Source organism: Terrabacter sp. NPDC080008 (assembly GCF_040702505.1).
In the GTDB taxonomy this organism is placed as follows: Bacteria; Actinomycetota; Actinomycetes; order Actinomycetales; family Dermatophilaceae; genus Terrabacter.
The window spans coordinates 823,782-845,416 of the sequence record NZ_JBFBLC010000001.1; the positions used below are offsets into that span (position 1 = coordinate 823,782).

A 21,635-nucleotide genomic window follows, 5' to 3' on the forward strand; every position below is an offset into this window, starting at 1 on the left:
GCGGCGCCTAGCGTCTCGAGCATGACGTCCCAGCTCGCCGCCCTCTGCCACCGGGCCGACGACCCCGAGGCCCTGGCCGGGTACTGGGGTGGGCTCCTTCGTCGTGAGGTCGCGGGTGACGGGCGCACGGTCCTGCCGAACGAGGACGTCGAGTGCCCCATCCGCTTCGAGTCGGGACACACGGCGCGGACGGGACCGAACCAGGTCCACCTGCACCTGACGAGCGAGTCACCGTCGGACCAACAGGCCACCGTGGCACGGGCGCTCGAGCTCGGTGGCCGGCACCTCGACGTCGGGCAGCGGCCCGAGGAGGGCCATGTCGTCCTGGCCGACCCCGAGGGCAACGAGTTCTGCGTCATCGAGGCGGGGAATGCCTACCTGGCCGGGTGCGGCTTCCTCGGCGAGCTGGCCTGCGACGGCACCCAGGAGGTCGGCTACTTCTGGAGCGCGGCGCTGGGCTGGCCGCTCGTGTGGGACCAGGACCAGGAGACGGCCATCCAGTCTCCGGAGGGCGGCGCCAAGATCGCCTGGGGCGGACCGCCGCTCAATCCCGGGAACGAGGTCAACCGGATGTACCTCGCGCTGGCCACCTCCGGCGAGGAGGAGCTCTCCGCCGAGGTCGAGCGACTGGTCGCCCTGGGCGCGACCCGCCTGGACCCCGCGCAGACCGACCACCGTGCCGTCAGGCTCGCCGACCCCGACGGCAACGAGTTCGTCCTGGCCGTGGCTCGCTGAGCCGGCCACCCGGCATACGGTCACCGGTGGCCGGCAACCCGGCATACGGCTCAGCCGCCGAAGTCCTGGGTCCAGTAGTAGCGGTAGGGGCCACCCACGGCATAGCCGACGCCGATGGCCGTGAAGCGGCAGTTCAGGATGTTGGCTCGGTGGCCCGGGCTCTTCATCCAGGCGTCCATGACCGCCTTGGCGGACGGCTGGCCGGCCGCGATGTTCTCGCCGAGCCGCGTGCCCGGGTAGCCCTGGGCCCGGATCCGCTGCACGAAGGTGCGCCCGTCGAGGCTCGTGTGCGAGAAGTAGCGGCGCTTCGCCATGTCCGTGGAGTGCGCCTGCGCCGCGCGCGACAGCCGCGCATCGGTGACGAGCGCGCGGCATCCCACCTTGGCCCGCTGGGCGTTGACGAGCTGGACGACCTGCTGCTGCACGGTTGGCGTCGCGGCCTCGGCGGGGGTGGGCGCCGCGACCGGGCCGAGCCCGAGGGTCGCCGCGGCGGCGAGCACGAGTGCGACGCGCTTGCGGGTTGGGCTCGGTGTCATGGTTCCTCCGTGCAGCGAGGGCGTATGCCGTGCCGCCACGGTAGGACGACCACGCCCCCGATGCCGGCGAAACGGACAAAACGTCGAGTGACGAGCGAGCGTCAGCCGTGCTCCGCCCGGTGCGCTGACCGCCACTGCGTGTACTCGTCGACCTGCTCCACCGCATCCCACGCCTGCTTGAAGACCTGCGCGGCCTCCGCCTTCTCGGCGTCCTCGGGGCCGCGGGGCAGCTCTGCCCTGCCGTGCGCGCCGCTTCGTCCGCGCTGCTCCTCCGGCACCGGGCCGTCGTACTTGCGGCCACCGGGGTGGTTGGCGTAGCGACGGGCCCGTGTGTAGCCCATCTGCAGGAACTTGCGCGCCATGTCAGCGCCGACGAGGTCTCCGGTGGCCAGGTAGCCGTCGAACTTCGCGCGGATCGCGGCAGCACTCTCGCGGGCGACCTCGGGGGTGCGGAAGCGCCACAGCGGCAGCAGCTCGTCCTTGTAGGGCTGCACCCGCAGCACTCCCTGCTCGCCCCGGCCGACGCGGTAGAGCTCGGGGTTGGATCGCAGGTCGAGCGACTCCAGGTCGAGTCCGGCATACGGGTCCGGTGTCATGCGCCCATCCTGTCCACGCGCGCCGGAAGGCTGTCGGTCAGGTGTCCTAGGGTTCCCGGCATGACCGTCGTCGGCGCTGATGGGCTCGCCCGCCCCACGTGGGCGTCCGTGGACCCGCTCCTCATGCACTACTACGACACCGAGTGGGGCATGCCGATCCGCGACGAGCGCGGGCTCTACGAGCGGATCTGCCTCGAGGGCTTCCAGTCCGGCCTGTCGTGGGCCACGATCCTGCGCAAGCGCCCCGCCTTCCGCGCGGCCTTCGCCGACTTCGACCCAGACGTCGTCGCCGGCTACACCGAGACCGACGTCGAGCGGCTGCTCGGCGACGCGGGCATCATCCGCCACCGCGGCAAGATCCAGGCCACCATCACCAACGCGCGCGCCACGATCGCGCTGCGCGAGGAGGGCGGTCTGGTCGACTTCGTCTGGAGCTTCCAGCCCGCCGACACCCCGCGCCCGCGCGACCACTCGGAGGTTCCGACGGTCTCCGAGGAGAGCAAGGCACTGTCGAGAGCCTTGCGCCAGAAGGGCTTCGCCTTCGTCGGTCCCACGACGATGTATGCGCTGATGGAGGCCGTGGGCATCGTCGACACGCACCTGGTCGGCAGCCACCGGCGCGGCAGCTCCGGCGTCTGGCGGGCCTAGCCGAGGATCGCGCGCGCCGCGTTGTGGCCGGGGATCGCGCTGACCCCGCCCCCGCGCCGTGCCCCCGCTCCCGCGAGCAGCACGGTGTCGTATGCCGTCTCGACGCCCCAGGTGCCCACCTCGGAGTCGCGCTCGGCCCACGGCCACTGCAGCGAGCGGTGGAAGATGTTGCCTCCCGGCAGGCCGACGGCCTGCTCGAGGTCGACCGGGCTCTTGACCTCGATGCACGGCTTGCCGTCGGCGTCGCGGGCCAGCACCGACTCGATCGGCTCGCCGAGCACCGAGTCGAGGGAGCGCAGGGTCGCCTCGAGCGCCTCCTGCGTCGCCCGCTCGTTGTCGGCGCGGAAGAGCCGGGCCGGCAGGTGCAGGCCGAAGAGCGTCAGCGTCTGGGCGTCGGTCGCGGCGAGGTCGGCACCGAGGATGGAGCGGTCCGACAGGGTGTGGCAGTAGATCTCGCACGGCGGCAGGTCCGGGATGCGCCCAGCCCGCGCTGCGGCATACGTCTGCTCGAGCTGGGCGTAGCCCTCGTTGATGTGGAAGGTGCCGGCGAACGCGGCGGCCGGGTCGACGGACGCGTCGCGCAGCCGGGGGAGCCGCGTCAGCAGCATGTTGACCTTGAGCTGAGCGCCCTCCACGTCTCTCTCGGTGTCGACGGGCTCGGCACCCGCCGCCGCCAGCAGCCGGTTAAGCACGGTCGGGGCGCAGCCCCCGACGAGCGTGCCGCCCGTCGCGGTGCCGGTGCCCGCGGCGCCGCCGGACCAGTGGACCTCCCCGGTGGACGGGTCCACCGACGTGACCTCCGCCCCGGTGAGGATCGTCGCACCGGCCGAGACCGCCGCAGCCGCAAGCGAGTCGGTGAGCGCACCCATGCCGCCGACGGGCACGTCCCAGTCGCCGGTGCCGCCGCCGATGAGGTGGTAGAGGAAGCAGACGTTCTGGCGCAGGTCGCTCTCGGCGAGCGAGGCGAAGGTGCCGATGAGGGCGTCGGTGGCGATGATGCCGCGCAGGGTGTCATCGCTCGTCACCGACTCGATGAGCCCACCCAGCGGCCGGCTCGTCAGGGCGTCGAAGAGGTCCTCGTCGCCGGAGAGGGATCGCACCTCGTCGCGCGAACGCAGCGGCTCGAGGACTGTCGGGAAGACCCGGCCGGCCAGGGAGGTCATGCGGCCGTAGAAGTCGGTCCAGCCGGCATACGCCTCGTCGCCACCGGTGAGGGCGCGGAAGGCTGCCCGCGTCGCGGCCTCGTCGGCGTTGTCGACGAGCAGGCCGCGCGACGGGTCGGCGGGCACCGGTGTGTAGGAGGAGAAGCGCCGGCGGATGAGGCGCAGGTCGAGGTCGAGGTCGGTCAGCACCTGCCGGGGCAGCAGCGACACGAGGTAGGAGTACCGCGACAGGCGTGCGTCGACGCCGGCGAAGGCGCGGGCCGACACCGCGGCGCCCCCGACGTGGTCGAGCCGCTCGAGGACGAGCACGTTGCGGCCCGCGCGAGCGAGGTAGGCGGCCGCGGTCAGCCCGTTGTGCCCAGCCCCGATGATGATGTCGTCGTAGCGCACGGGGCCACCCTAGGTGACCGTCGGAAAGTGCCCACTCGATGTCGGTAAGTGCCCACTCGATGTCGGAAAGTGCCACTCGACGTCGCGATGTCCGGCATGCACCGTCGAGTGGGCACTTTGCGACAGCCCTCGTCACCGCTCAGCGGTGGGCGGCCTCGCGCCGCTCGGCGTCCTGGCGGGCCGACCAGACCCTGTCGGCCGCGTCGATGCTCGCCCGGCTGCTCAGGTCCACGCCGGCCCGAGCGGCCGCCGCACGCATCGCCGGGCTGTGCAGGTCGGGAGCCACGAAGCGCTCGGGAGTGATCGACCGGTCCACGGCGGCGTACCTGCTCGCGTCGCGGGCGAGGGAGTCTGCCGACGCGACCGCCTTCGCCTCGGCCTGCGTCGCGGTGAGCGTCGCGGTGAGCCCGAAGGCGGGCTTGGTCACGGCGGCATACCCGTCGCGATGCCCCGCGATGTTGGGGTGGTAGCTCTCGCTGACAGGGCTCGACAGGCCGTTGAGCCACTCGACGCTGTCGCAGACGGCGTGCCCGATGAACGTCGAGGTCGGGTTCACGAACGTGAAGCCGGCGTTCGCGGCGGCCGTCGCCGTCTTGGAGTTGAGCAGGTCGGCGGTGGCGTTGAGGCGCGACTCCTCGGTGGGCGAGAACCAGGTCAGTGCGTTGCAGTCCTCGCCGTTGAAGATCCGCGGGTAGCCCACCACCACGACGCGGGCATTCGGCGCCTTGGCCTTGATGGAGGAGTAGAGCGTCGCGAGCCGGCCCGGGATCGTGCTGGTGATGAGGCTCTGGGCCTTGTCGACCGCGCCGTTGCAGTTGCTCGCCCAGCTCGGCTGCGCGCACGTCGTCAGCACGCTCGAGAAGCCGGCGTCGTTGCCGCCCACCGAGATCGTGACGTATGCCGTCGCGGTCGACAGTGCCGACAACTGGGTGCTCGTGACGTCGGCGACGGTCGCGCCGGAGCAGGCGCGGAAGGTGAGGCTGAGCCCCAGCGCCGATGCGTCGAGGGAGGGGTAGGCGTAGACGGAGCGCTGGCAGGACGTGCCGTCGCTGAGGTAGGTGCGGGTGCCGGTGCCCGAGGAGTAGGAGTCGCCGAGGGCGACGTAGCTCGCGCCGGCCGCGACGGCGGGGGAGCCGAGGGCGAGGGCAGCGCCGAGTCCGGCGACGACGGAGAGGCCGGCCCCGAGGGCACGGCGACGGGACGGGGCGGGATCGGGCGTGTGGGACCTGCTCTTCACGACGCACTCCTTCGTGGGTGGAAGACGGTGGGTGACGAACGACGCTTCGGGCACGAGTCCCGATTCGGACATTAGGGGCGCGGCGCTCCGCCCGCGAGCCGAACCGTCATGGGTGCTCGCAACGCCCACCCCTTCCTGTCAGGCTGACGGCAGGACAGGCAATGCCACGGGCACCGTGGCGACAGGAGGACGACCGTGGGATTTCCCGAGAACGTGCTGGCCGGGGGAGAGCGGGTCGAGCGGGACCTGCACCCGCACTGGCTCACCGTCGTCGCGCCGACGTTGTTCGGCCTGCTGCTGGCCGCCGCGTGCATCGCGGTCGCCGTCGTGACACCGGACGACGAGACCGGCAACTGGATCCAGTGGGTGGCCGTCGCGGTCCTCGTCATCGTCGCGATCCCCGCCGTCGCCGTGCCCTACCTGCGCTGGCGGACGACCCACTACGTGATCACCAGCCACCGGGTGATGGTGCGCCGCGGCATCCTGACCAAGACCGGCAAGGACATCACGCTCTCGAAGATCACCGACGTCAGCTTCGAGCAGAGCCTGCTCGACCGGATGATCGGCTCGGGGTCGCTGCACCTGGAGTCCGCCGGCGACAGCCCTGACGAGGACCTCGCCAACATCCCGCACAGCAACGAGGTGCAGCAGCTCGTCAACCGGCTGATCGACGAGGACGACCTGCGCCGACGCAGTCACGGCCGGTTCGCCGACGACGTCGAGGACTCGGATGACGCGGAGGAGCTCCTCGCTCCGAGGGCGCCCGACCGGCCCGTGCTCGCCGAGGAGCGGCGCCGGCACCGGCGGTCGGACGACGGGGGCGAGCGCGGGCTCTGAGGAGACCCGTCGAGTCACCTGCCCGGCGTGGGCGGCGTGTGGCATCGTCGGCACATGACCTCCACTGTCGACGAAGCCGGTGCCACAGCGTCCACTGCGTCCTACCGGGCAGCCCGTGACCAGCTCCTCGCCCTGCGCGGTGACCACGCCCGCGCGGTCGAGGAGTTCGCCTGGCCCGAGCTCGGCGACCGGTGGAACTGGGGCATCGACTGGTTCGACGCCGTGGCCCGGGGCAACGACCGCGCTTGCCTGAGCATCGTCGAGCAGGACGAATCGTCGCGCTCCTACTCCTGGGAGGAGATGGCACGTCGCTCGGACCAGGTGGCGGCCCACCTCGCGAGCCTCGGAGTCCGGCGTGGTGACTCGGTGGTGCTGATGCTCGGCAACCAGGTGGAGCTCTGGGAGTCGATGCTCGCCGTCATCAAGCTCGGCGCCGTCGTCATGCCGACGACGACCGCCGTCGGACCCGGCGACCTCGTCGACCGGATGGAGCGCGGCGCCGCCCGCGCCGTCATCACGAACGCCTCCGAGGTGCACAAGTTCGAGGACGTGCCGGGCGACTACGTGCGTATCGCCGTCGGTGGAGCCGACCCGGCAGGCACGGCCACGGACGGCTGGGAGCGCCACGAGACGGCATACGCGATCGACGCAAAACCGACCGAGCACCCGGGCACGGGACCCGGCGACCGGATGCTCCTCTACTTCACCTCCGGCACCACGAGCCGGCCCAAGCTCGTCGAGCACACCCAGCGCTCCTACCCCGTCGGCCACCTCTCGACGATGTACTGGATCGGCCTGCAGCCCGGTGACGTCCACCTCAACGTGAGCAGCCCCGGGTGGGCCAAGCACGCGTGGTCCTCGTTCTTCGCGCCGTGGGCCGCGGAGGCGACGGTCTTCGTCTACAACTACAGCCGCTTCGAGCCGGCCGCGCTGCTGCGGGTTCTGCACACCCACGAGGTCACCTCGATCTGCGCGCCGCCGACCGTGTGGCGCATGCTCATCAACAGCGACCTGTCCGCCGGCCCCGGCTCGCTGCGTGAGGTCATCGGCGCCGGCGAGCCGCTCAACCCGGAGGTCATCGCGCAGGTGCAGAAGGCATGGGGCCTGACGATCCGCGACGGCTACGGCCAGACCGAGATGACGGCGTGCGTGGGCAACACGCCGGGCTCGACCGTCAAGCCCGGCTCGATGGGTCGTCCGCTGCCCGGCTGCCCGGTCGTCGTCGTCGACCCGATCACCAACGAGCGCGTCGAGCCCAACGCGGACGGTGACCACGAGGGCGAGATCTGCCTCGACCTCTCGCAGCGCCCGGTGCCGCTCATGACCGGCTACCAGGGCGACGAGCAGCGCAACGCCGACGCCATGGCCGGCGGTTTCTACCACACGGGTGACGTGGCCTCCGTCGACGCCGACGGCTACATCTCCTTCGTCGGACGCACCGACGACGTGTTCAAGGCCAGCGACTACAAGATCAGCCCGTTCGAGGTCGAGTCGATCCTCATCGAGCACCCGGCCGTCGCCGAGGCCGCGGTCGTGCCGGCCCCCGACCCGGTGCGCCTGGCGATCCCGAAGGCCTACATCGCCCTGGCACCCGGGCACGAGCCCGGTGAGGACACGGCGCGCTCGATCCTCGCCCACGCCCGCGAGAAGCTCGCCCCGTGGCAGCGGGTGCGGCGCATCGAGTTCTACGAGCTGCCCAAGACGATCTCGGGCAAGATCCGCCGTGTGGAGCTGCGAGGGCGCGAGACCGAGCTCGACGCCACCGGCGCGGGCCGCCCCGAGAACGAGTGGCGCGACGACCAGTTCCCCGAGCTCAAGGGGTGACGCGCGAACTCAAGGGGTGACGCGCGAACTCAAGGGGTGACGCGCGGGATCAGGGGATGACGCGCGGGCGCACCGCCACGGTCGAGGTCGTCGGCGAGGGAGTCGCAGGGGTGGCGCCGCCACCCGTCGACGTGGGGCTGCTTCCGGGCGGCGGGGGCGCCGGCAGGGTGCGCAGCGTCGTCTCCTCGACGGCCCCGCACGTGCGCTTCGGCGGCGCGGTCTCGCCGGGCTGCGCCGTCGACCGGTCGGGCTGGTAGGGGTCGATGCGGGCGCCGCTGATGACCTCGACCTTGTCGTAGGCAGGCCGTCCCTCGAGCAGGTTGCGGAAGGTGTAGCGGGTCAGCGAGTTGAGCTCGCACGCGTTGCCGAACGCGAGGATGTCGAACGCGTACGGCTGGCCGTTGAGCTCCTCGCCCGGGCCCTCGGCGTAGTGGGCGACCACGCCGCCGCCGGTGAAGGTGCCCACCTGGATGTGGTTCCCGTCGAGCTTCGGGGTGTGCATGTGTCCGTTGACGAGGATGCGGCCCTTGTCGATGCCCTGGGCCGCATACGGCTCGTGCGCGACGACGACGTCGGGCTCCGGCTGGTCGGCCATCGTCGCGTTGTAGCGGTCGACGGCCGGCTTCTCCTTGGCGACCGGATCCTGGTTGTCGTCGCCGAAGTAGCGGGGGTCGTTGAAGCCGGTGATGCTCAACCCGTGGAACGACAGCTCCCGCAGCGCGCCCTGGGCGTCCTCCAGGAGCACGACGTTGGGGATGCGGCCGAGCCGGGCCACGAGGGCGCGATCGGTGGGGGAGGACTGGTCGTGGTTGCCGCTGACGAAGATGTAGGGCACGCCGAGGCCCTCGATGGAGCGGAAGATGCCGGCGGCCTCGGCCTCCTGCACCCGCCCGAAGTTGATGAGGTCGCCGCTGTCGATGACCGCGTCGATGTCCTCCTCGGCGATGATCGTGCGCATCAGTGCGTACTGGTTGGCGCCGTGGATGTCGGAGACGAGCAGGATGCGCGCCGACACCGGCTCGTTGACCGAGCCCTGGACGTACTTCTGCTGCAGCGCCTGGGTGACGGCGAGCAGGTTGCGGAAGTACGGCGTGACCTGGGCCGCGCGCGCCTCGACGTCGGCGAGCAGGCCGGCGTTGCGCTGCACGACACCGAGCACGCCGCTCGTCTTGTACTCGGCGAAGCGGCTCGGCTGGTACGTCAGGGCGATGCCGCCGAACGTGCCGGCCGTCGCGACCACCATGGCCGAGGCGACGAACGCGACGTGGTGGCGCCGGGTGGTGCGCTGGCGCATGTAGTGCGAGGCGAGCGCGAGCAGCACGGCGATGACCAGCGCCCCGAGCAGGAAGCGCACGCCGACCCCCACGGCCGCGTCGGTGATGGCTCCCGAGAGCTCGTCGGACGAGGGCTGCAGCGAGCGGATGTCGACGTTGGGGCGGGTGAAGAGGTTGGTGATCTCCTCGCGCACCGCGACCTGCACGTCGAGCCCGGGAGCGAGGAGCGGGGAGGCGAACGCGACGTCGACGTCGCCGATGATGGTCGGCGCGTGGAGCACCGGGGTGTGCCGCGGGATCGGGTCGAGGCGCAGCACGGCGCGGTACTGCGACGTCTGCGCGACCGTCGGGGCGAGGTTGGTCGCGGCCACCCCGCCGAGGTAGCAGGCGACGAGGATCGCCAGCCACTTGAGCACGTACGAGGCAACACGCAGCCAGCGGTGGTCACCGGTCAGCAGCTCCCGCACGCGTGGCACCGCCTCACCCTAACCGGACCGTGAGGCGCCACCCGGGTGGCACCGTGCGTTCACCTGCGCCTGATGCCATGGGGGTGGTCAGTTCCGCAGCAACGACGCAGTGAGGAGGGGCGATGGGGTCGGCTCACCGCCGCAGGACCGTCGTTGTGACGTCGCTGACCGCGTATGCCGTCCTGCTCGTCCTCGGGCCGCGCGTGCTCGGCGGGTGGGCCGGGGCGGTGATCCTCGTGGCGAGCTACGGGGTCGGCTTCGTGTGCCTCCTGCTGCTGGTCGCCCCGTGGGCGGTCCGGGGTCGGCACCGGCGGTCCCACCGCACCTCGCCACATGGCGGCGTGCGGCGGTCATGAAGCCGGCCGCGCCGCACCAGACGGCCACGTGGCGAGTTGCCGCGGTGGCTCAGGTGCGGGCGGCCGTCGCGGGTGGTGGCCGCAGGGTCAGAGGTACTGGCCCGTCGGTCCACTCTCGCCCGGGTGGTGCTCGCCGGGCTGCATCCCGGGCGGAGTGCCGTAGGAGGCACCGGGGCCGGGCGGCAGGGCACGCATCTGCTGCAGCTGCTGCTGGGCGGCCATCTGCTGCGCCACGAGGGCGGTCTGGATGCCGTGGAAGAGGCCCTCGAGCCAGCCGACGAGCTGGGCCTGGGCGATGCGCAGCTCGGCGTCGCTCGGCGACTCGTCACGGAACGGCAGCGCGATCCGGTCGAGCTCGGCGACCAGCTCGGGGGCCAGGCCGTCCTTGAGCTCCTCGAGCGAGCGGTGGTGCACGTCGGCGAGGCGGCGGCGGCCGGCCTCGTCGAGCGGGGCGTTGCGCACCTCCTCGAGCAGCTGCTTGATCATCGAGCCGATGCGCATGACCTTGGCCGGCTCCTCGACGAGGTCGGCGGGGTTCGTCCGCTCGCGCGGCTCGCGGTGCTCCGGCTCGCCACTCGCGCGCTCCACGTCGCCTGCCCCGGCGCCGTCCGACCCTGAGTCGTGGTTGGACTTCGAGACGCCCATCCCGTCCTGGGTCACGACGACGATGCGCGGCTCGTCGCGCGTCGAGTCGGTGCTGCCCTGTCCCTGTCGGCTCGCGTCGTCACTCATGGTCCCCATCCTGCCCCACCTGCTGTCCCGAGGGATCGGGGCCCGTGGGTCCCCCCGTCGGGTCGCACGGGCCCCGAGATCAGGGGTACGCCGGTGGCCGGCTCACGTGGCCCGCCGCGTCACCATGGGCGCGCGACGGATGGACACCCACGCGAGGGCGCCCGCCACGAGGGGGATGAGCAGCACCGGTAGCAGGATCTGCAGCCATGGGACCGGGATGCTCTCGGGCTGGATGCGCACCCCGTCCTCGGTGACGCGGGAGAGCACGACACGCGCCAGTCCGTAGCCGGGCGCCAGGCCCACCAGGAGGCCGATGACGGCGCCGAGCATCCCGAGGTAGAGCGCTTGTGAGCCGGCCAGGGCTCGACGGGTCCGCCTCGTCGCGCCGACCGCCGCGAGCGTGCCGAGCAGTGGGGCGTTCTCGGTCTGGCTCAGCGCGGTGGCGATGAGGGTCGCCACGAGGATGATGAGGCCGATGACGCCGAAGACGACGATGAGAGCCAGGGTGTCGTCACGCTGGTAGCCGCGTTCGACGGTGAAGCTCGCGTTTCGTTGGCTCGCGACGACAGCGTCGTTGAGCTGCGCCTCGAGGTCGGGCGGGATGCGACCGTCGGTGCGGGCGATGAGGCTGGTAGGCGTCACCGGCAGGCCGAGGCGCGTTGCGCTGTCGGTCGTGATGAGTCCGGCGGGGCTGCCGTTGAAGGTGAGCACGAGGCGGTTCCAGCGGTCCCGAGGAACGTGGACGACGGGAAGCCGGAGCGTCTGGACGTCGGACGCGCGCGGCGGGGCGGCCCTGTCGGACTCACCCGGCCGCTGGCGCCACAGTGCGAAGGTTGCGACGCCTCCCTTCTCGTCGAGGGGCACCGGGCGTATCGACTCGACGTCACGCGGCAGCTGCCCGTGCGGATCCGGCAGGGGGACATCGGCCACGTCGGCTGGGTCGACGACCGCGATGGCGCCTCGACGCATCGCTGCACTCTGCTCGTCGGTGAGCCCGACGAAGCGAGTCAGCTGTCTCAGGTCGACGGCCTGCAGACTGGCTCCTGAGAAGTTGCGGCCGAAGCTCGATGCCGTCGAGCAGCGGGTGTCGGGGTCCGTGGGCAGGTCGCCACCCACGGGTTGAGGCGCGACGTCGGCCAGCGTGCAGCCGGGGCGCATGGCGGCGAGCATGACCGCGCCCTGCTGCTGCGTGTAGTCGACGAGGTCGTTGGCGACGAGTGCGTGGACGCCGGGTGCCGTGTTCTCGACGGTCCGGGCGAGCTCAGGGAGGCGCTGCGGCGAGGTGGCGCCCTGGATGACGGCCTCTCCTTCCAGCACGACGGGGACGTGGTCGCGAGCCTGGCGCACGGTGTCGGCCTGCAGACCGATGCACACGACAGTGAGGGCCGAGGCGCCGGCCATGATGGCGGCGACTGTCGGAGTCGCTCGGCCGCGTTGCCGGCCCGCCTCACGAGCGGCCATCCGCACCGGCAGCGGAAGACGGTGAGCCGTTCTGGCGACGAGGGACAGCACGAGCGGCACGGTGAGCAGTGACCCGACCACGATGGCCACGGATCCGCCCAGGAAGAGGACGAACTCGTAGTCGGGACGGTTGTATGCAGCCCAGGTCACCGCCGTGGCGCCGACCAGTGCGACGAGGACACCCGCCAGCGGCACCCTGCGGCGCAGCCGGGCGGAGACGCCCTGGCCCCGGAGGACGGAGATCACGTCGAGCCGTCCGAGCCCCCGGCTGGGGATGACGGCCGCGACGACCGAGCTGATGGTCGCCGCCATCGCGACGAGGCCGATGGCCGCCCAGGGAACCTCGATGGGTCCGAAGAGGAGGTCGGGCCGAACCAGTCGGGTGACGACCACGGTGGCGACCCCTCCGACGATGCCCAGGAGCGCGCCGACGGCGGCTGACAGGACACCGAGCACCAGCGCCTGCGCGAGCACGGTGCGGCGAAGCTGCCGGGCCGTGGCGCCGTTGGACGCCGCGAGCGCGAGGGTGCGTCGCTGACGCGCAGCGCTGACCGCGAAGGCAGGGCCGGCGAGCAGCGTCGTGAGCAGTACCAGGCCCAGCGCTGCCGCGGACACCACGAGCAGAGTCGTGTTGGGACCGCCCTGATCCTCTTGGTGCCTGGTCACCGTGTCCGGGTGCTCGGCGACGTACCTGCTGAACCCGCCGATGCCGTACGTGTTGAGACGCTCGATCTCTCCCCACCTGATGGGGTCGCTCCGATCGACGAGCCACTCGCGTCCCGAGGCTGACCGCAACGGTGCCGTGACGAGGTCGACCGGCTGGAAGTACTGGCTGCCCTGCGTGTCGTAGCCGCGACCGATGCCGACGACGGTCGCGGCGGTCTCCGGGGCCTCCTGCATCGAGTCGGTGAGCTGGATGCCGAGCGTTCCGGAGGCAGGGAGGCCGTGCTCGAGCCCCTGCACCGTGACCATCACCTCGCCCGGGCCCGTGGGCCAGCGGCCCGACTCGAGGGTCACCCTCGGTGCCAGTGACGCGGGGTCGCTGAGCTCGGCTCCCAGCACCGATCCTGACTGGTAGTGGTCACCGACGCGGATGCTCGCGGGCGCGCTCGTCACTTCGGTGAGCCGCGCCCCGAGCAACCGGGCCAGGGACGCCTTCTCGTCACCCGCGATGAGCCCCGGCACGGGCTTCGACGCTGGAGGCTCGCCGTCCCAGCTCGTCTGGGTCATCGGGTCGAGGAGCTGGCGCAGCTGCGTCGGCTGGGGCTCGAGCACGAAACCCTGACTCTGACCCAGCTGGAAGGGCAGCCGCTCACCAGCGTCGAGGTCGTCGGTGAACCACAGTGTCGTTGCGGCGGTCAGCAGCAGGACGGGCAGCCCGACCATGACGACGATGAGCAGGCTGCGTCCGCGGTGTCGACGCACGTCGCGCCGTGCCATCCGCAGCGAGACGCGCCAGCTGCCGCGCCAGCTCTCGAACCGGGACGGTGACGAGCTGGTGGTGTGGCGGCCCACCTCAGCGGGCCTCTGCGAGAAGGGAGTCCGCGGTCGGGGCGGCGCCCGTCTCGTCGACGATCACGCCGTCGCGCAGGAACACGACCCGGTCGGCCCAGGCCGCGTGCCGGGCCTCGTGCGTGACGAGCAGCCCGGCCGCGCCGGCGTCGCAGCGCTGGCGCAGCAGCTTGAGCACGCCCTCGCCGGTGTGCGAGTCGAGCGCACCGGTCGGTTCGTCGGCGAGCACGAGGCTGCGCTCGCCGACGAGGGCGCGGGCGATGGCGACGCGCTGCTGCTGGCCGCCGGACATCTGGTCTGGGTAGCGGTCGGCGAGCTCGCGCAGGCGCAGCTGGTCGAGCGCGTCGAGGGCCTGCGAGCGGGCGCGCCGCACCGACCAGCCGTCCAGCTCGAGCGGCAGGCCGATGTTCTCGGCCGCGGTGAGGCTGGGGATGAGGTTGAGGTCCTGGAAGACGAAGCCGACCGACCGGCGCCGCAGCGCCGCAAGCCCCTTCGGGTCGAGCGAGGAGACGTCGACGCCCTGCACGACGACCCGGCCGCTCGTCGCGCGGTCGAGACCGCCGGCGAGGTTGAGCAGGCTCGACTTGCCTGACCCGGACGGTCCCATGACGGCCACGAGCTCGCCGCGGGCCACGCTGAGGGAGGCGTGGCTCAGGGCCACCACCTCCGTCTCGCCGGCCCCGTGCACCCGCGAGACGTCGTCGAGGAGCAGGACGGGGGCCTCGGCGCTCATCGGGCCGACCCCTTCGCGACGGCAGCTGGCGCGGTGACGTCGTCGGACCCCGCCTCGTCCGGGACCGCGGATGGCCTGCGGAGCGTGGCTGCCGGCATACGGCTCAGGGTCGACTCGACGTGGTCGAGCCACCGCACCTCCGACTCGGCGGCGAAGAGGAGGTTCTCGAGGACGAGCAGCCAGGCGAGGTCGTTGGCGTCCGGGTCGTCGGTCGCACGGCTCTTGAGCCGGGTGAGGTCCCGCAGGTGGCGCAGCGTCGCGGTCCGCTGCGTCTGCACGACGCGGTGGACGTCGATGCCGGGCGACGTGACCGCGAGGGCGAGCTTGATCACGAGCTCGTCGCGCGGGGTCGAGTCACGGTCGACCGGCGTCAGCCACCACGACGCGATCTCGTCGCATCCCGCAGCGGTGAGGCGGTAGGCGATGCGACCCTCGTCGTCAGCGCCGCCGACCGGCTCGACGAGGCCGTCGCGCTCGAGCCGCGACAGCGTCGTGTAGACCTGCCCGACGTTGAGCGGCCACGTGCCGCCGGTGCGTGCCTCGAACTCGCTGCGCAACCGGGCGCCGTACATCGGCTCCTCGGCGAGCAGAGCGAGCAGTCCCTGTCTGACCGACATGGTGGCTCCCCTGAATACTCGGTATGTCGTGTGGTGCCGTGACGGTATACCGAGTATTCAGGGGAGGGCAAGCACCCCTGCGTCAGTGCGCGCCGGCCGTGGCGAACCACGGGTGGTGCAGGTCGTGGTAGCTGACGTCCTGCATCGACGACGACATCTCCTGCATCATCTGCTGCGCCTCGGGCGGCGGCGCCTGGCGCTCACCCTCACGAGCCGCGTCCTCGGTCGTGAAGGCCATGGTCTGGGTGAAGAAGCCGTCCGGGTCGATGGCGATCGTGCCGCCGATGATCTCCGGGCGCACCTGGCGCAGCAGGTCCATCGGCTGCTCCATGGCGTGCTTGAACCGGTCGGCGTCACTGAGCCGACCCTGGATGACCTGGACGAAGCCGGCGTCGTCCCGGCCGCCGTCGAGCATCATCATCACGTCGTCGCAGTCGTGGAAGGTGACCTCGCCGTCGAAGCAGCGGGACGCCTCCTCCCACCACGCGCCCTGCTCCGGGCGCTGCGAGTTCGCCTCCGCGGACTCGCGCGAGTCGAAGCGGACCACCCCGACGAACTCGCCGTCGTCGGTGATGCCGTAGGTGCCGCCGAGGAAGCCGGGTGCGCCCGGCTCGAGCTCTTCACGCCACCGGTCCATCTGCCGGTGGAGGGCGTGGGCGTCGGTGCACCGACCCTGGATGACCTGGATGAACACGTCGAACCTCCGTTGCCGTGAGGCCCCTCCGGACCGAAGAGGCCCATCGCGCAACGGTATTGCTGTCGGCCCCACGTGTCAGCGGACGAGTCCGACACTGCCGGAAACCTCCCGCCCGCCGGCAGTCGGCACGTCAGGTGGTGAGGAGGATCTTCCCGATGTGGCCGGACTCCTCCATCTCGCGGTGCGCGTCGGCGGCCTTCTCCAGCGGGTGGCGGGAGTGGATGACGGGCCGCACGCTGCCGTCCTCGATGAGCGGCCAGACGTGCTCGCGCACCGCCGCGACGATGGCGGCCTTCTCGGCCACGGGCCGCGCCCGCAGCGAGGTCGCGATGACGGCGGCGCGCTTGGTCAGCAGCTGGCCCATGTCGAGCTCGCCCGTGCGGCCGCCCATCAGGCCGATGGTCACGAGGCGCCCGCTCGTGGCCAGCGCGTCGACGTTGCGTGCGAGGTACTTGGCGCCCATGTTGTCGAGGATGACGTCGGCGCCGTGGCCCTTGGTCAGCTCGCGCACCCGCTCGACGAAGTCCTCCTCGCGGTAGTTCACGAGCATCTCGGCGCCGAGCTCACGGCACACGTCGAGCTTGGCCTGGCTGCCGGCGGTGACGGCCACGTGGGCACCGACCGCCTTGCCGAGCTGGATCGCCATGGTGCCGATGCCCGAGCTGCCGCCGTGCACCAGGAGCACCTGGCCCGGCTGGATGTTGGCGACCATGAAGACGTTGGACCACACGGTGCACGCGACCTCCGGCAGGCCCGCGGCGTCGACGAGCGAGACACCGCTCGGGATCGGGAGCAGCTGCTCGGCGGGCACCGCGACGCGCTCGGCGTAGCCGCCGCCGTCGAGCAGGGCGCACACCTCGTCGCCGACCTGCCACCCCTCGACCCCTTCACCGAGAGCCGCGATGCGGCCGCTCACCTCGAGGCCCGGGTACTCCGACGCGCCCGGGGGCGGTGGGTAGTGGCCGAGGCGCTGCATCACGTCGGCACGGTTGACCCCCGCGGCCACCACGTCGACGAGGACCTGCCCGGCCTGCACCTGCGGGTCGGGCACCTCCGCCAGGACGAGGCTGTCGGCGTCTCCGGGCTGGGGGATCGTGATGGCGCGCATGGACCGAGCCTATGACGGCCGATCTCGGGCGGGCTGTGGGTATCCGCCCCGCTCCGGGCGCCCGGGCTGCCAAGGTATGGGCATGAGCGGTACAGGGGACCCGCGAGGAGCCGGCGCGCCCGGGGGTGGTCGCCGTGCGGTCACCTCCGCCGACCTGCCGCACCTCGACTTCGTCCAAGAGCTGTTCCTTCCCGTGGCGCGGGCGCGCGCCTACGTCGGGGCGGACACCGATGCGTGGCTGAGGCTGCTCGCCCGCGAGCTCCGGGTCGAGGCGGAGCAGGCGGTCCGCGACGCCGCCCCTGACCTCCCGGCACCCGTCGGGCAGCCGTATGCCGCCACGCCGGCGTGGACGGGCACCGCACCCGCTGCTCCGCCGACCTCGACCCCGCCGACGTCCCTGCCGGTGACATCGGCGGCACCGGCAACCCCGGCGCCGCCCGCCGTGGCGACCCCGGGGACCCCGCCCCTCGTGGCTGCCCCGGGGACACCGCCCGTCGTGGCGGCGCGGTACGAAGAGCACCGGGCCAAGCCCCCGGCTCCCTCGGCGCTCCAGCTGTGGTGGGACCGCACCCGGGAGGCCGTGGGCTCCGACCTGGCCGTCCACGGACTCGCCTACCTCGGCGTCCTGCTCTTCTTCGTCGGGGCCTTCGGCCTCGTCGCCTTCGCCTTCGGCGACGTGGCGCCGTCGATGCGCCCCCTCGCCGAGGCCGTGATCGCCGCGGCCCCCTTCGCCGCCGGAGTGCTGCTCCGGCGTCGCGACGCCCTGGTCGTGGGCCGGGCGCTCGAGGTCGCCGGCGGACTGCTCCTGCCGGTCATGGTCGTGACGAGCTTCGTCGACGGTGTCGGCGTGCCTCCCGACCTGGACGGCGCCCCGCTCGTCGTCGTCCTCACCATCCTCGTCCTCGCACTGGCGGCCGGCTACGCCGCCTGGTCGCGACGTGTGCCCGACAGCGCCCTGCGGTTCCTCGTGGCACCGCTGCTCTGGCTCGCCGTGGGGCTGGCGACAATGGGCGTGGGACGGGCCGTCCCGCAGGGTCGCGACGTGGCCGTCCCCAGCGCCTGGCAGGCCGCCGCGATGAGCATCGCCCTCGCCGTCACGGTCGTCGCGGCCCGATCCGTGCCGTCGGGCAGCCGGCGTGCGGAGGCGGTGCTCCGGCCGGCGCTGCCCGGGCTCGTGCTGCTGGCGGTCCTCGACGGGCTGACCTGGCTCGCGGGCGGGGCGCCGGTGGGGTCCGTGCTCGCCGCAGGGGTGGCGGTCCTCGTCGCGCTCGAAGGGCTCGCGCCGCGACTGCACGGCTCGCTCGCCTTCGCCCCACCGCTGTGGTGGACCGTCGTCTGGGCCGTGTGCGTCACCGCCTACCCGGGCGACCTCGGCTCGACCGGGTGGGTCACGGCGGTCGCCGGTCTCGGCTACGTCGGCATCCTCGAGGCCGCGGACGCCGGTCGCCGGGCCTCGCCCGCCCGGCTGCTCCCTGCGCTGGGCCTCGGCCTGGCGCTGCTCGCCACCTGGGTCGACCCGCGCTGGTCGGTGATCTCCTTCGCGCTCGCCTCGCTCTGGTCGGCATTCCGGCGCGGTCACCCGTACGCCGCTGCCGGCGCCGGCAGCGCGCTCGACGCGGCCGCCGTCCTGATGCCCCTGGGGCTCGCGGCCTCCGCCGCTCTCGTGTGGGACGGCCCGAGCGGACTGCTGGTGATGGGCGCGCTGATGCTGCTCCTCGCGGTGCCGGCCGAGCGCGGCTGGCTCACGCGTGGCCCGCACGACGCGTACTGGCGCGGGTGGTACCTCGGCGCGACGACCCTCTCATCGGTTTTCGTCCTGGCCTGGTGGGCCGACCTGACGGGCAGCGACCGCACGTCCGCCTGGTTGCTGGTGGGCGCCGCCGTGGCGGTCGCCGGGGCCGGACTCGTGGGGCCGTTCGCTCGCGGCGTGCGTCCGGCTGCGGTTCTGGTGCCTGCCGTGCTCGCGTGGCTGACCGCGTGCACGGCACTGGGACTGTCGTCCACCGTCGGGGTGGTCGTGCCGGCGCTCGTCGCCCTGCTGCTCGTCGTGGCCGTGCACTGGCCGTCGGTGCAGCTCGGGGCCCGGATGCCAGTGGCCACCAGGGCCGGTCTCGGGCTGGCGGCCCTCGTCGTCGGTTCGCTTCTCTGCCTGCTCGCCCTGCCCACGCGGTGGGGGCTCGTCGTCGGGGTCGCCGCCTCGACCGCCGGCTGGGGCCTGACCGGCTGGTCCGACGCCGTGGGGCGTTCGGCCGTGGGCTCGGCCCTGCGCCGGACCGCCCCGCTCCTCGGGTGGCTGCCGCTCGGCCTCCTCGCGGCAGGCATCCCCGCCGTGCTCTTGCTCACCGCCGACCGCGCCGGCCTCCTCGCGCTCGCCGACCCGTGGTCGAGCGCACTGCTCACCGCGGTCGCCGTCGCGTATGCCGTCGCGACCCGGGCACGCCTGCCCGAGCGTGTGTCCGTGGCCGCGGCCTGGAGCGCCTACGGGCTCGCCCTGGTCGCACCGGTGGTGGCCTCGACCGTCACGCCGGGGGTGGCTCCCGTGGTCGCTCGGGTGGGGGCCTCGGTGCTGGCGACGCAGAACAGGGTGCCCACGGCGGTGGCGCTGGTCGGGATCGTGCTCGCCGTGGCCGGGCTGAGCGCCGAACGGCGGCCGCTGGTGATGACCTGGACCGCGTGGCTGGCGCCCGCGCCGGCCGTCCTGCTGCTCGCGCAGCAGCTGTCGCCGTGGTTCGCCGGCCAGCCCCTTGGCCTCCAGGGGGCGATGGTGCTCGTCGCCGTCGGCTCGGTTCTCCTCGTGGGAGCCGCAGGGGCCGACCTGCGGGGCCGCGACTGGCAGCCACGGCTCTCGCCCAGCATCCGCGCCCTGCTCGCGCCCGCCACGGTGGGTGCAGCGGAGGTCGCGGCCGCCGTGGTGCTCGCAGCGGTCGAGCGCACCGCTGTCGAGGGCGCCCTCGCGGGCTGGGTGACGGTCACGGCCGCGGTCGCGCTGCTGGTCACGGCGGTGCTGGCCCGCGTCGGTGCGCTGGCCGGTGTCGCGGTGGTCGTGGCCTGGCTCGGCGCCGTCGAGCTCGCCACGGTCCAGCTCGAGGGCCGGCCGTGGATCGTCGCCGCCGCCGCAGCCGGCCTCCTCGCTGCGGCGCAGGTCCTCTCCTGGCGCAGCCCGGCGCCCGCAGGTGTCCGCTGGTGGGCGCGCTGGGACCTGGCCGCGCTCCTCGCGGCCGTGCCCGTGGCCCTCACCGGTGCCGTGCTCGGGGCCACCACCGCAGGGGCCGCCGGCGACCTCACGCTCGTTGCGGTCGGGGCCGAGTGCGCCGTGGTCGCAGCACGACTGCGCCGCATCCCGCTGGTGCCGCAGGCGCTCGTCACCGTCGGCGCCGCCCTCGTGCTGCTCGGGGCCGACCGGGCCGGGCCCGGCTGGTTCGCGCTCGCGCTGCTCGTCCTCTCGGTGGCGCTCACCACCATGGCTGCCGCCGCCGCCCCTCCGGCACGCCAGGTGCTCCGGGCGGCCGCGGTCCTCGGTGCCGGCTGGGCGTGGCTCTCGGCACTCGGCTGGTTGGACTGGTCCGCGCAACGGGAGGTCGACCTCACGGCCCTGGCGGCGGCGGTCCTCGCCTCGGGTGCAGTGGTGCTGGCCCTCATTCGTCGCACGGATCGGGAGTGGATTCTCGTGTGGGGCACGGTCGCCGCGCTCGCCGAGGCGGTCACGGCTCTGGACGTGCTCGTGCTCGGCAGACCGGCAGGAGCGCACGCCGGCTGGGCGCTGGCCGGCGGCCTCCTCGTCGTCGGCGCCGCGAGCATGGTGACGGCGGGCGTCGTGTCCGCGACCACCGTCGGGGTGTCCCGGCAGCGGGCGGTCGCCACGGCATACGTCGTCGGTGCCGTCGCGGCAGCGCTGGTGGCCGCGGACCTGGGGCCGCAGGCCCGGGTGTGGGTGCTCTCGTCGATCGGGGTGCTGTGCGCGCTCGTCCTGCTCGCTCGAGGGCGCGCACGCCGAGTTGAGGCTGCCGAGACGTGGCAGGCGTCGCTCCTCGTGCTGGGCTGGGGCACGACGCTGCTCGCTCTCGTCGTCGCGGTGGGGTATCCCGCGACGCCCCTGCTCGCCGCTGCGCTGGCCGTGGCCGGCATCGAGGCGGCCGCGACCGGAGTCGCGCGACGGCTGCTCTGGCCGCAGCTGCTCGCGCCGGCGCTCGCGAGCGCGGCGTGGGTGGTCCTCGCGCTCGGCTCCCTCGGCGGCGACCCCCAGTGGGTCGTCGCGCCCGTCGGGATCGCCGTCCTCGTCGCGGTAGGGCTGTGGCGACGCGACCAGCGGCTGCGGGGCGCGGACACGGCGAGCCGGGCGATCGTCCTGCTGGAGCGGGGCGGCATCATCCTGCTCGTCGGTCCCTCCCTCGCCGCCGCCCTGACGACGCAGACGGGCTACGCCTTCGTCGCGCTCGTGCTCGGCTGTCTCGTCTGCTGCTCCGCCGCCGTCACGCGCGTGCGCCGCCGGCTCTCCGCCGGTGTGGTCGTGGTCGGGCTTTCCCTCATCGCGCTCGTCGGCGTGCCGCTCGTCGACCTGCTGCCGAGCTGGAGCGGCGCGATGCTGTGGGCGCTCATCGGCGGCCTGGGCCTCGTGGCCGTCCTCGCCGCGGCGCTCGTCGAGCGCGGCAAGGTGGCGGTCCGCTCGGGGGTGGCCCGCCTGGAGCGGCTGACCGCCGGCTGGGAGTGACTCA

The 21,635-nt window shown here is 73.0% G+C and carries 17 protein-coding genes; 6 read left to right on the plus strand and 11 right to left on the minus strand.

All coding sequences use genetic code 11. The features are described from left to right. The first annotated feature begins 21 nt into the window (after positions 1–21). The gene (locus AB0316_RS03840) at positions 22–735 is read left to right on the plus strand and encodes a VOC family protein (protein ID WP_366270603.1); all 714 of its coding nucleotides are present in this window, start codon (positions 22–24) and stop codon (positions 733–735) included. Between the two features lie 50 nt (positions 736–785). Here the strand turns inward: AB0316_RS03840 and AB0316_RS03845 are convergent, their stop codons facing one another. Both AB0316_RS03845 and AB0316_RS03850 read right to left on the minus strand, forming a co-directional pair. Beyond that, positions 786–1,271: a CAP domain-containing protein gene (locus AB0316_RS03845; protein ID WP_366270605.1), complete on the minus strand. Its 486-nt coding sequence runs from the start codon at positions 1,269–1,271 to the stop codon at positions 786–788. A 101-nt stretch (positions 1,272–1,372) separates the two neighbouring features. Then, positions 1,373–1,867 (minus strand): DUF4385 domain-containing protein, encoded by a 495-nt coding sequence (locus tag AB0316_RS03850; RefSeq protein ID WP_366270607.1) that lies wholly within the window; start codon positions 1,865–1,867, stop codon positions 1,373–1,375. 60 nt (positions 1,868–1,927) lie between these two features. Here AB0316_RS03850 and AB0316_RS03855 point away from each other — a divergent pair, with 60 nt between their 5' ends. Next, the gene (locus tag AB0316_RS03855; protein WP_366270609.1) at positions 1,928–2,515 is read left to right on the plus strand and encodes a DNA-3-methyladenine glycosylase I; all 588 of its coding nucleotides are present in this window, start codon (positions 1,928–1,930) and stop codon (positions 2,513–2,515) included. Here AB0316_RS03855 and AB0316_RS03860 read toward each other — a convergent pair. Beyond that, positions 2,512–4,068 carry an NAD(P)/FAD-dependent oxidoreductase gene (locus AB0316_RS03860; RefSeq protein ID WP_366270610.1) on the minus strand — a complete coding sequence of 519 codons (1,557 nt, stop codon included), beginning with the start codon at positions 4,066–4,068 and terminating at the stop codon, positions 2,512–2,514. The genes AB0316_RS03855 and AB0316_RS03860 overlap by 4 nt on opposite strands. 139 nt (positions 4,069–4,207) lie before the next feature. Continuing rightward, on the minus strand, positions 4,208–5,305 hold the full coding sequence (locus AB0316_RS03865) for an SGNH/GDSL hydrolase family protein (RefSeq protein ID WP_366270612.1): 1,098 nt from the start codon (positions 5,303–5,305) through the stop codon (positions 4,208–4,210). 195 nt (positions 5,306–5,500) lie between these two features. On the opposite strand from AB0316_RS03865, the gene AB0316_RS03870 reads away from it, so the two are divergent. Together AB0316_RS03870 and AB0316_RS03875 are read left to right on the plus strand one after the other, a co-directional pair. Next, positions 5,501–6,142, plus strand: a complete 642-nt coding sequence (locus AB0316_RS03870) for a PH domain-containing protein (RefSeq protein ID WP_366270613.1) — start codon at positions 5,501–5,503, stop codon at positions 6,140–6,142. A 54-nt stretch (positions 6,143–6,196) separates the two neighbouring features. Beyond that, complete coding sequence (locus tag AB0316_RS03875; RefSeq protein WP_366270614.1) at positions 6,197–7,966, plus strand: AMP-binding protein; 1,770 nt, start codon at positions 6,197–6,199, stop codon at positions 7,964–7,966. 49 nt (positions 7,967–8,015) lie between these two features. Here AB0316_RS03875 and AB0316_RS03880 read toward each other — a convergent pair whose 3' ends face one another. After that, positions 8,016–9,716, minus strand: coding sequence for a metallophosphoesterase (locus AB0316_RS03880; protein ID WP_366270616.1), 1,701 nt, complete (start codon positions 9,714–9,716; stop codon positions 8,016–8,018). A 146-nt stretch (positions 9,717–9,862) separates the two neighbouring features. Between AB0316_RS03880 and AB0316_RS03885 the strand changes: the two genes are divergently transcribed. Next, positions 9,863–10,063 carry a hypothetical protein gene (locus tag AB0316_RS03885; RefSeq protein WP_366270618.1) on the plus strand — a complete coding sequence of 67 codons (201 nt, stop codon included), beginning with the start codon at positions 9,863–9,865 and terminating at the stop codon, positions 10,061–10,063. Positions 10,064–10,150: 87 nt separating this feature from the next. Here AB0316_RS03885 and AB0316_RS03890 read toward each other — a convergent pair whose 3' ends face one another. The 6 genes from AB0316_RS03890 to AB0316_RS03915 form a co-directional block, all read right to left on the minus strand. Continuing rightward, entirely contained in the window at positions 10,151–10,795 is a 645-nt protein-coding gene (locus AB0316_RS03890) for a bacterial proteasome activator family protein (protein ID WP_366270619.1), read from the minus strand. 102 nt (positions 10,796–10,897) lie between these two features. Next, positions 10,898–13,771 carry an FtsX-like permease family protein gene (locus AB0316_RS03895; protein ID WP_366270620.1) on the minus strand — a complete coding sequence of 958 codons (2,874 nt, stop codon included), beginning with the start codon at positions 13,769–13,771 and terminating at the stop codon, positions 10,898–10,900. A 1-nt stretch (position 13,772) separates the two neighbouring features. Next, on the minus strand, positions 13,773–14,501 hold the full coding sequence (locus AB0316_RS03900) for an ABC transporter ATP-binding protein (RefSeq protein WP_366270621.1): 729 nt from the start codon (positions 14,499–14,501) through the stop codon (positions 13,773–13,775). Further along, on the minus strand, positions 14,498–15,118 hold the full coding sequence (locus AB0316_RS03905) for a PadR family transcriptional regulator (protein WP_366270623.1): 621 nt from the start codon (positions 15,116–15,118) through the stop codon (positions 14,498–14,500). The genes AB0316_RS03900 and AB0316_RS03905 overlap by 4 nt, the downstream gene beginning before the upstream one ends. Before the next feature lie 82 nt (positions 15,119–15,200). Next, positions 15,201–15,812 (minus strand): hypothetical protein, encoded by a 612-nt coding sequence (locus AB0316_RS03910; RefSeq protein WP_366270624.1) that lies wholly within the window; start codon positions 15,810–15,812, stop codon positions 15,201–15,203. 133 nt (positions 15,813–15,945) lie between these two features. Then, the gene (locus AB0316_RS03915; RefSeq protein WP_366270625.1) at positions 15,946–16,923 is read right to left on the minus strand and encodes an NAD(P)H-quinone oxidoreductase; all 978 of its coding nucleotides are present in this window, start codon (positions 16,921–16,923) and stop codon (positions 15,946–15,948) included. Between the two features lie 82 nt (positions 16,924–17,005). On the opposite strand from AB0316_RS03915, the gene AB0316_RS03920 reads away from it, so the two are divergent. Beyond that, the gene (locus AB0316_RS03920) at positions 17,006–21,631 is read left to right on the plus strand and encodes a hypothetical protein (protein WP_366270626.1); all 4,626 of its coding nucleotides are present in this window, start codon (positions 17,006–17,008) and stop codon (positions 21,629–21,631) included. Positions 21,632–21,635: the final 4 nt, after the last annotated feature.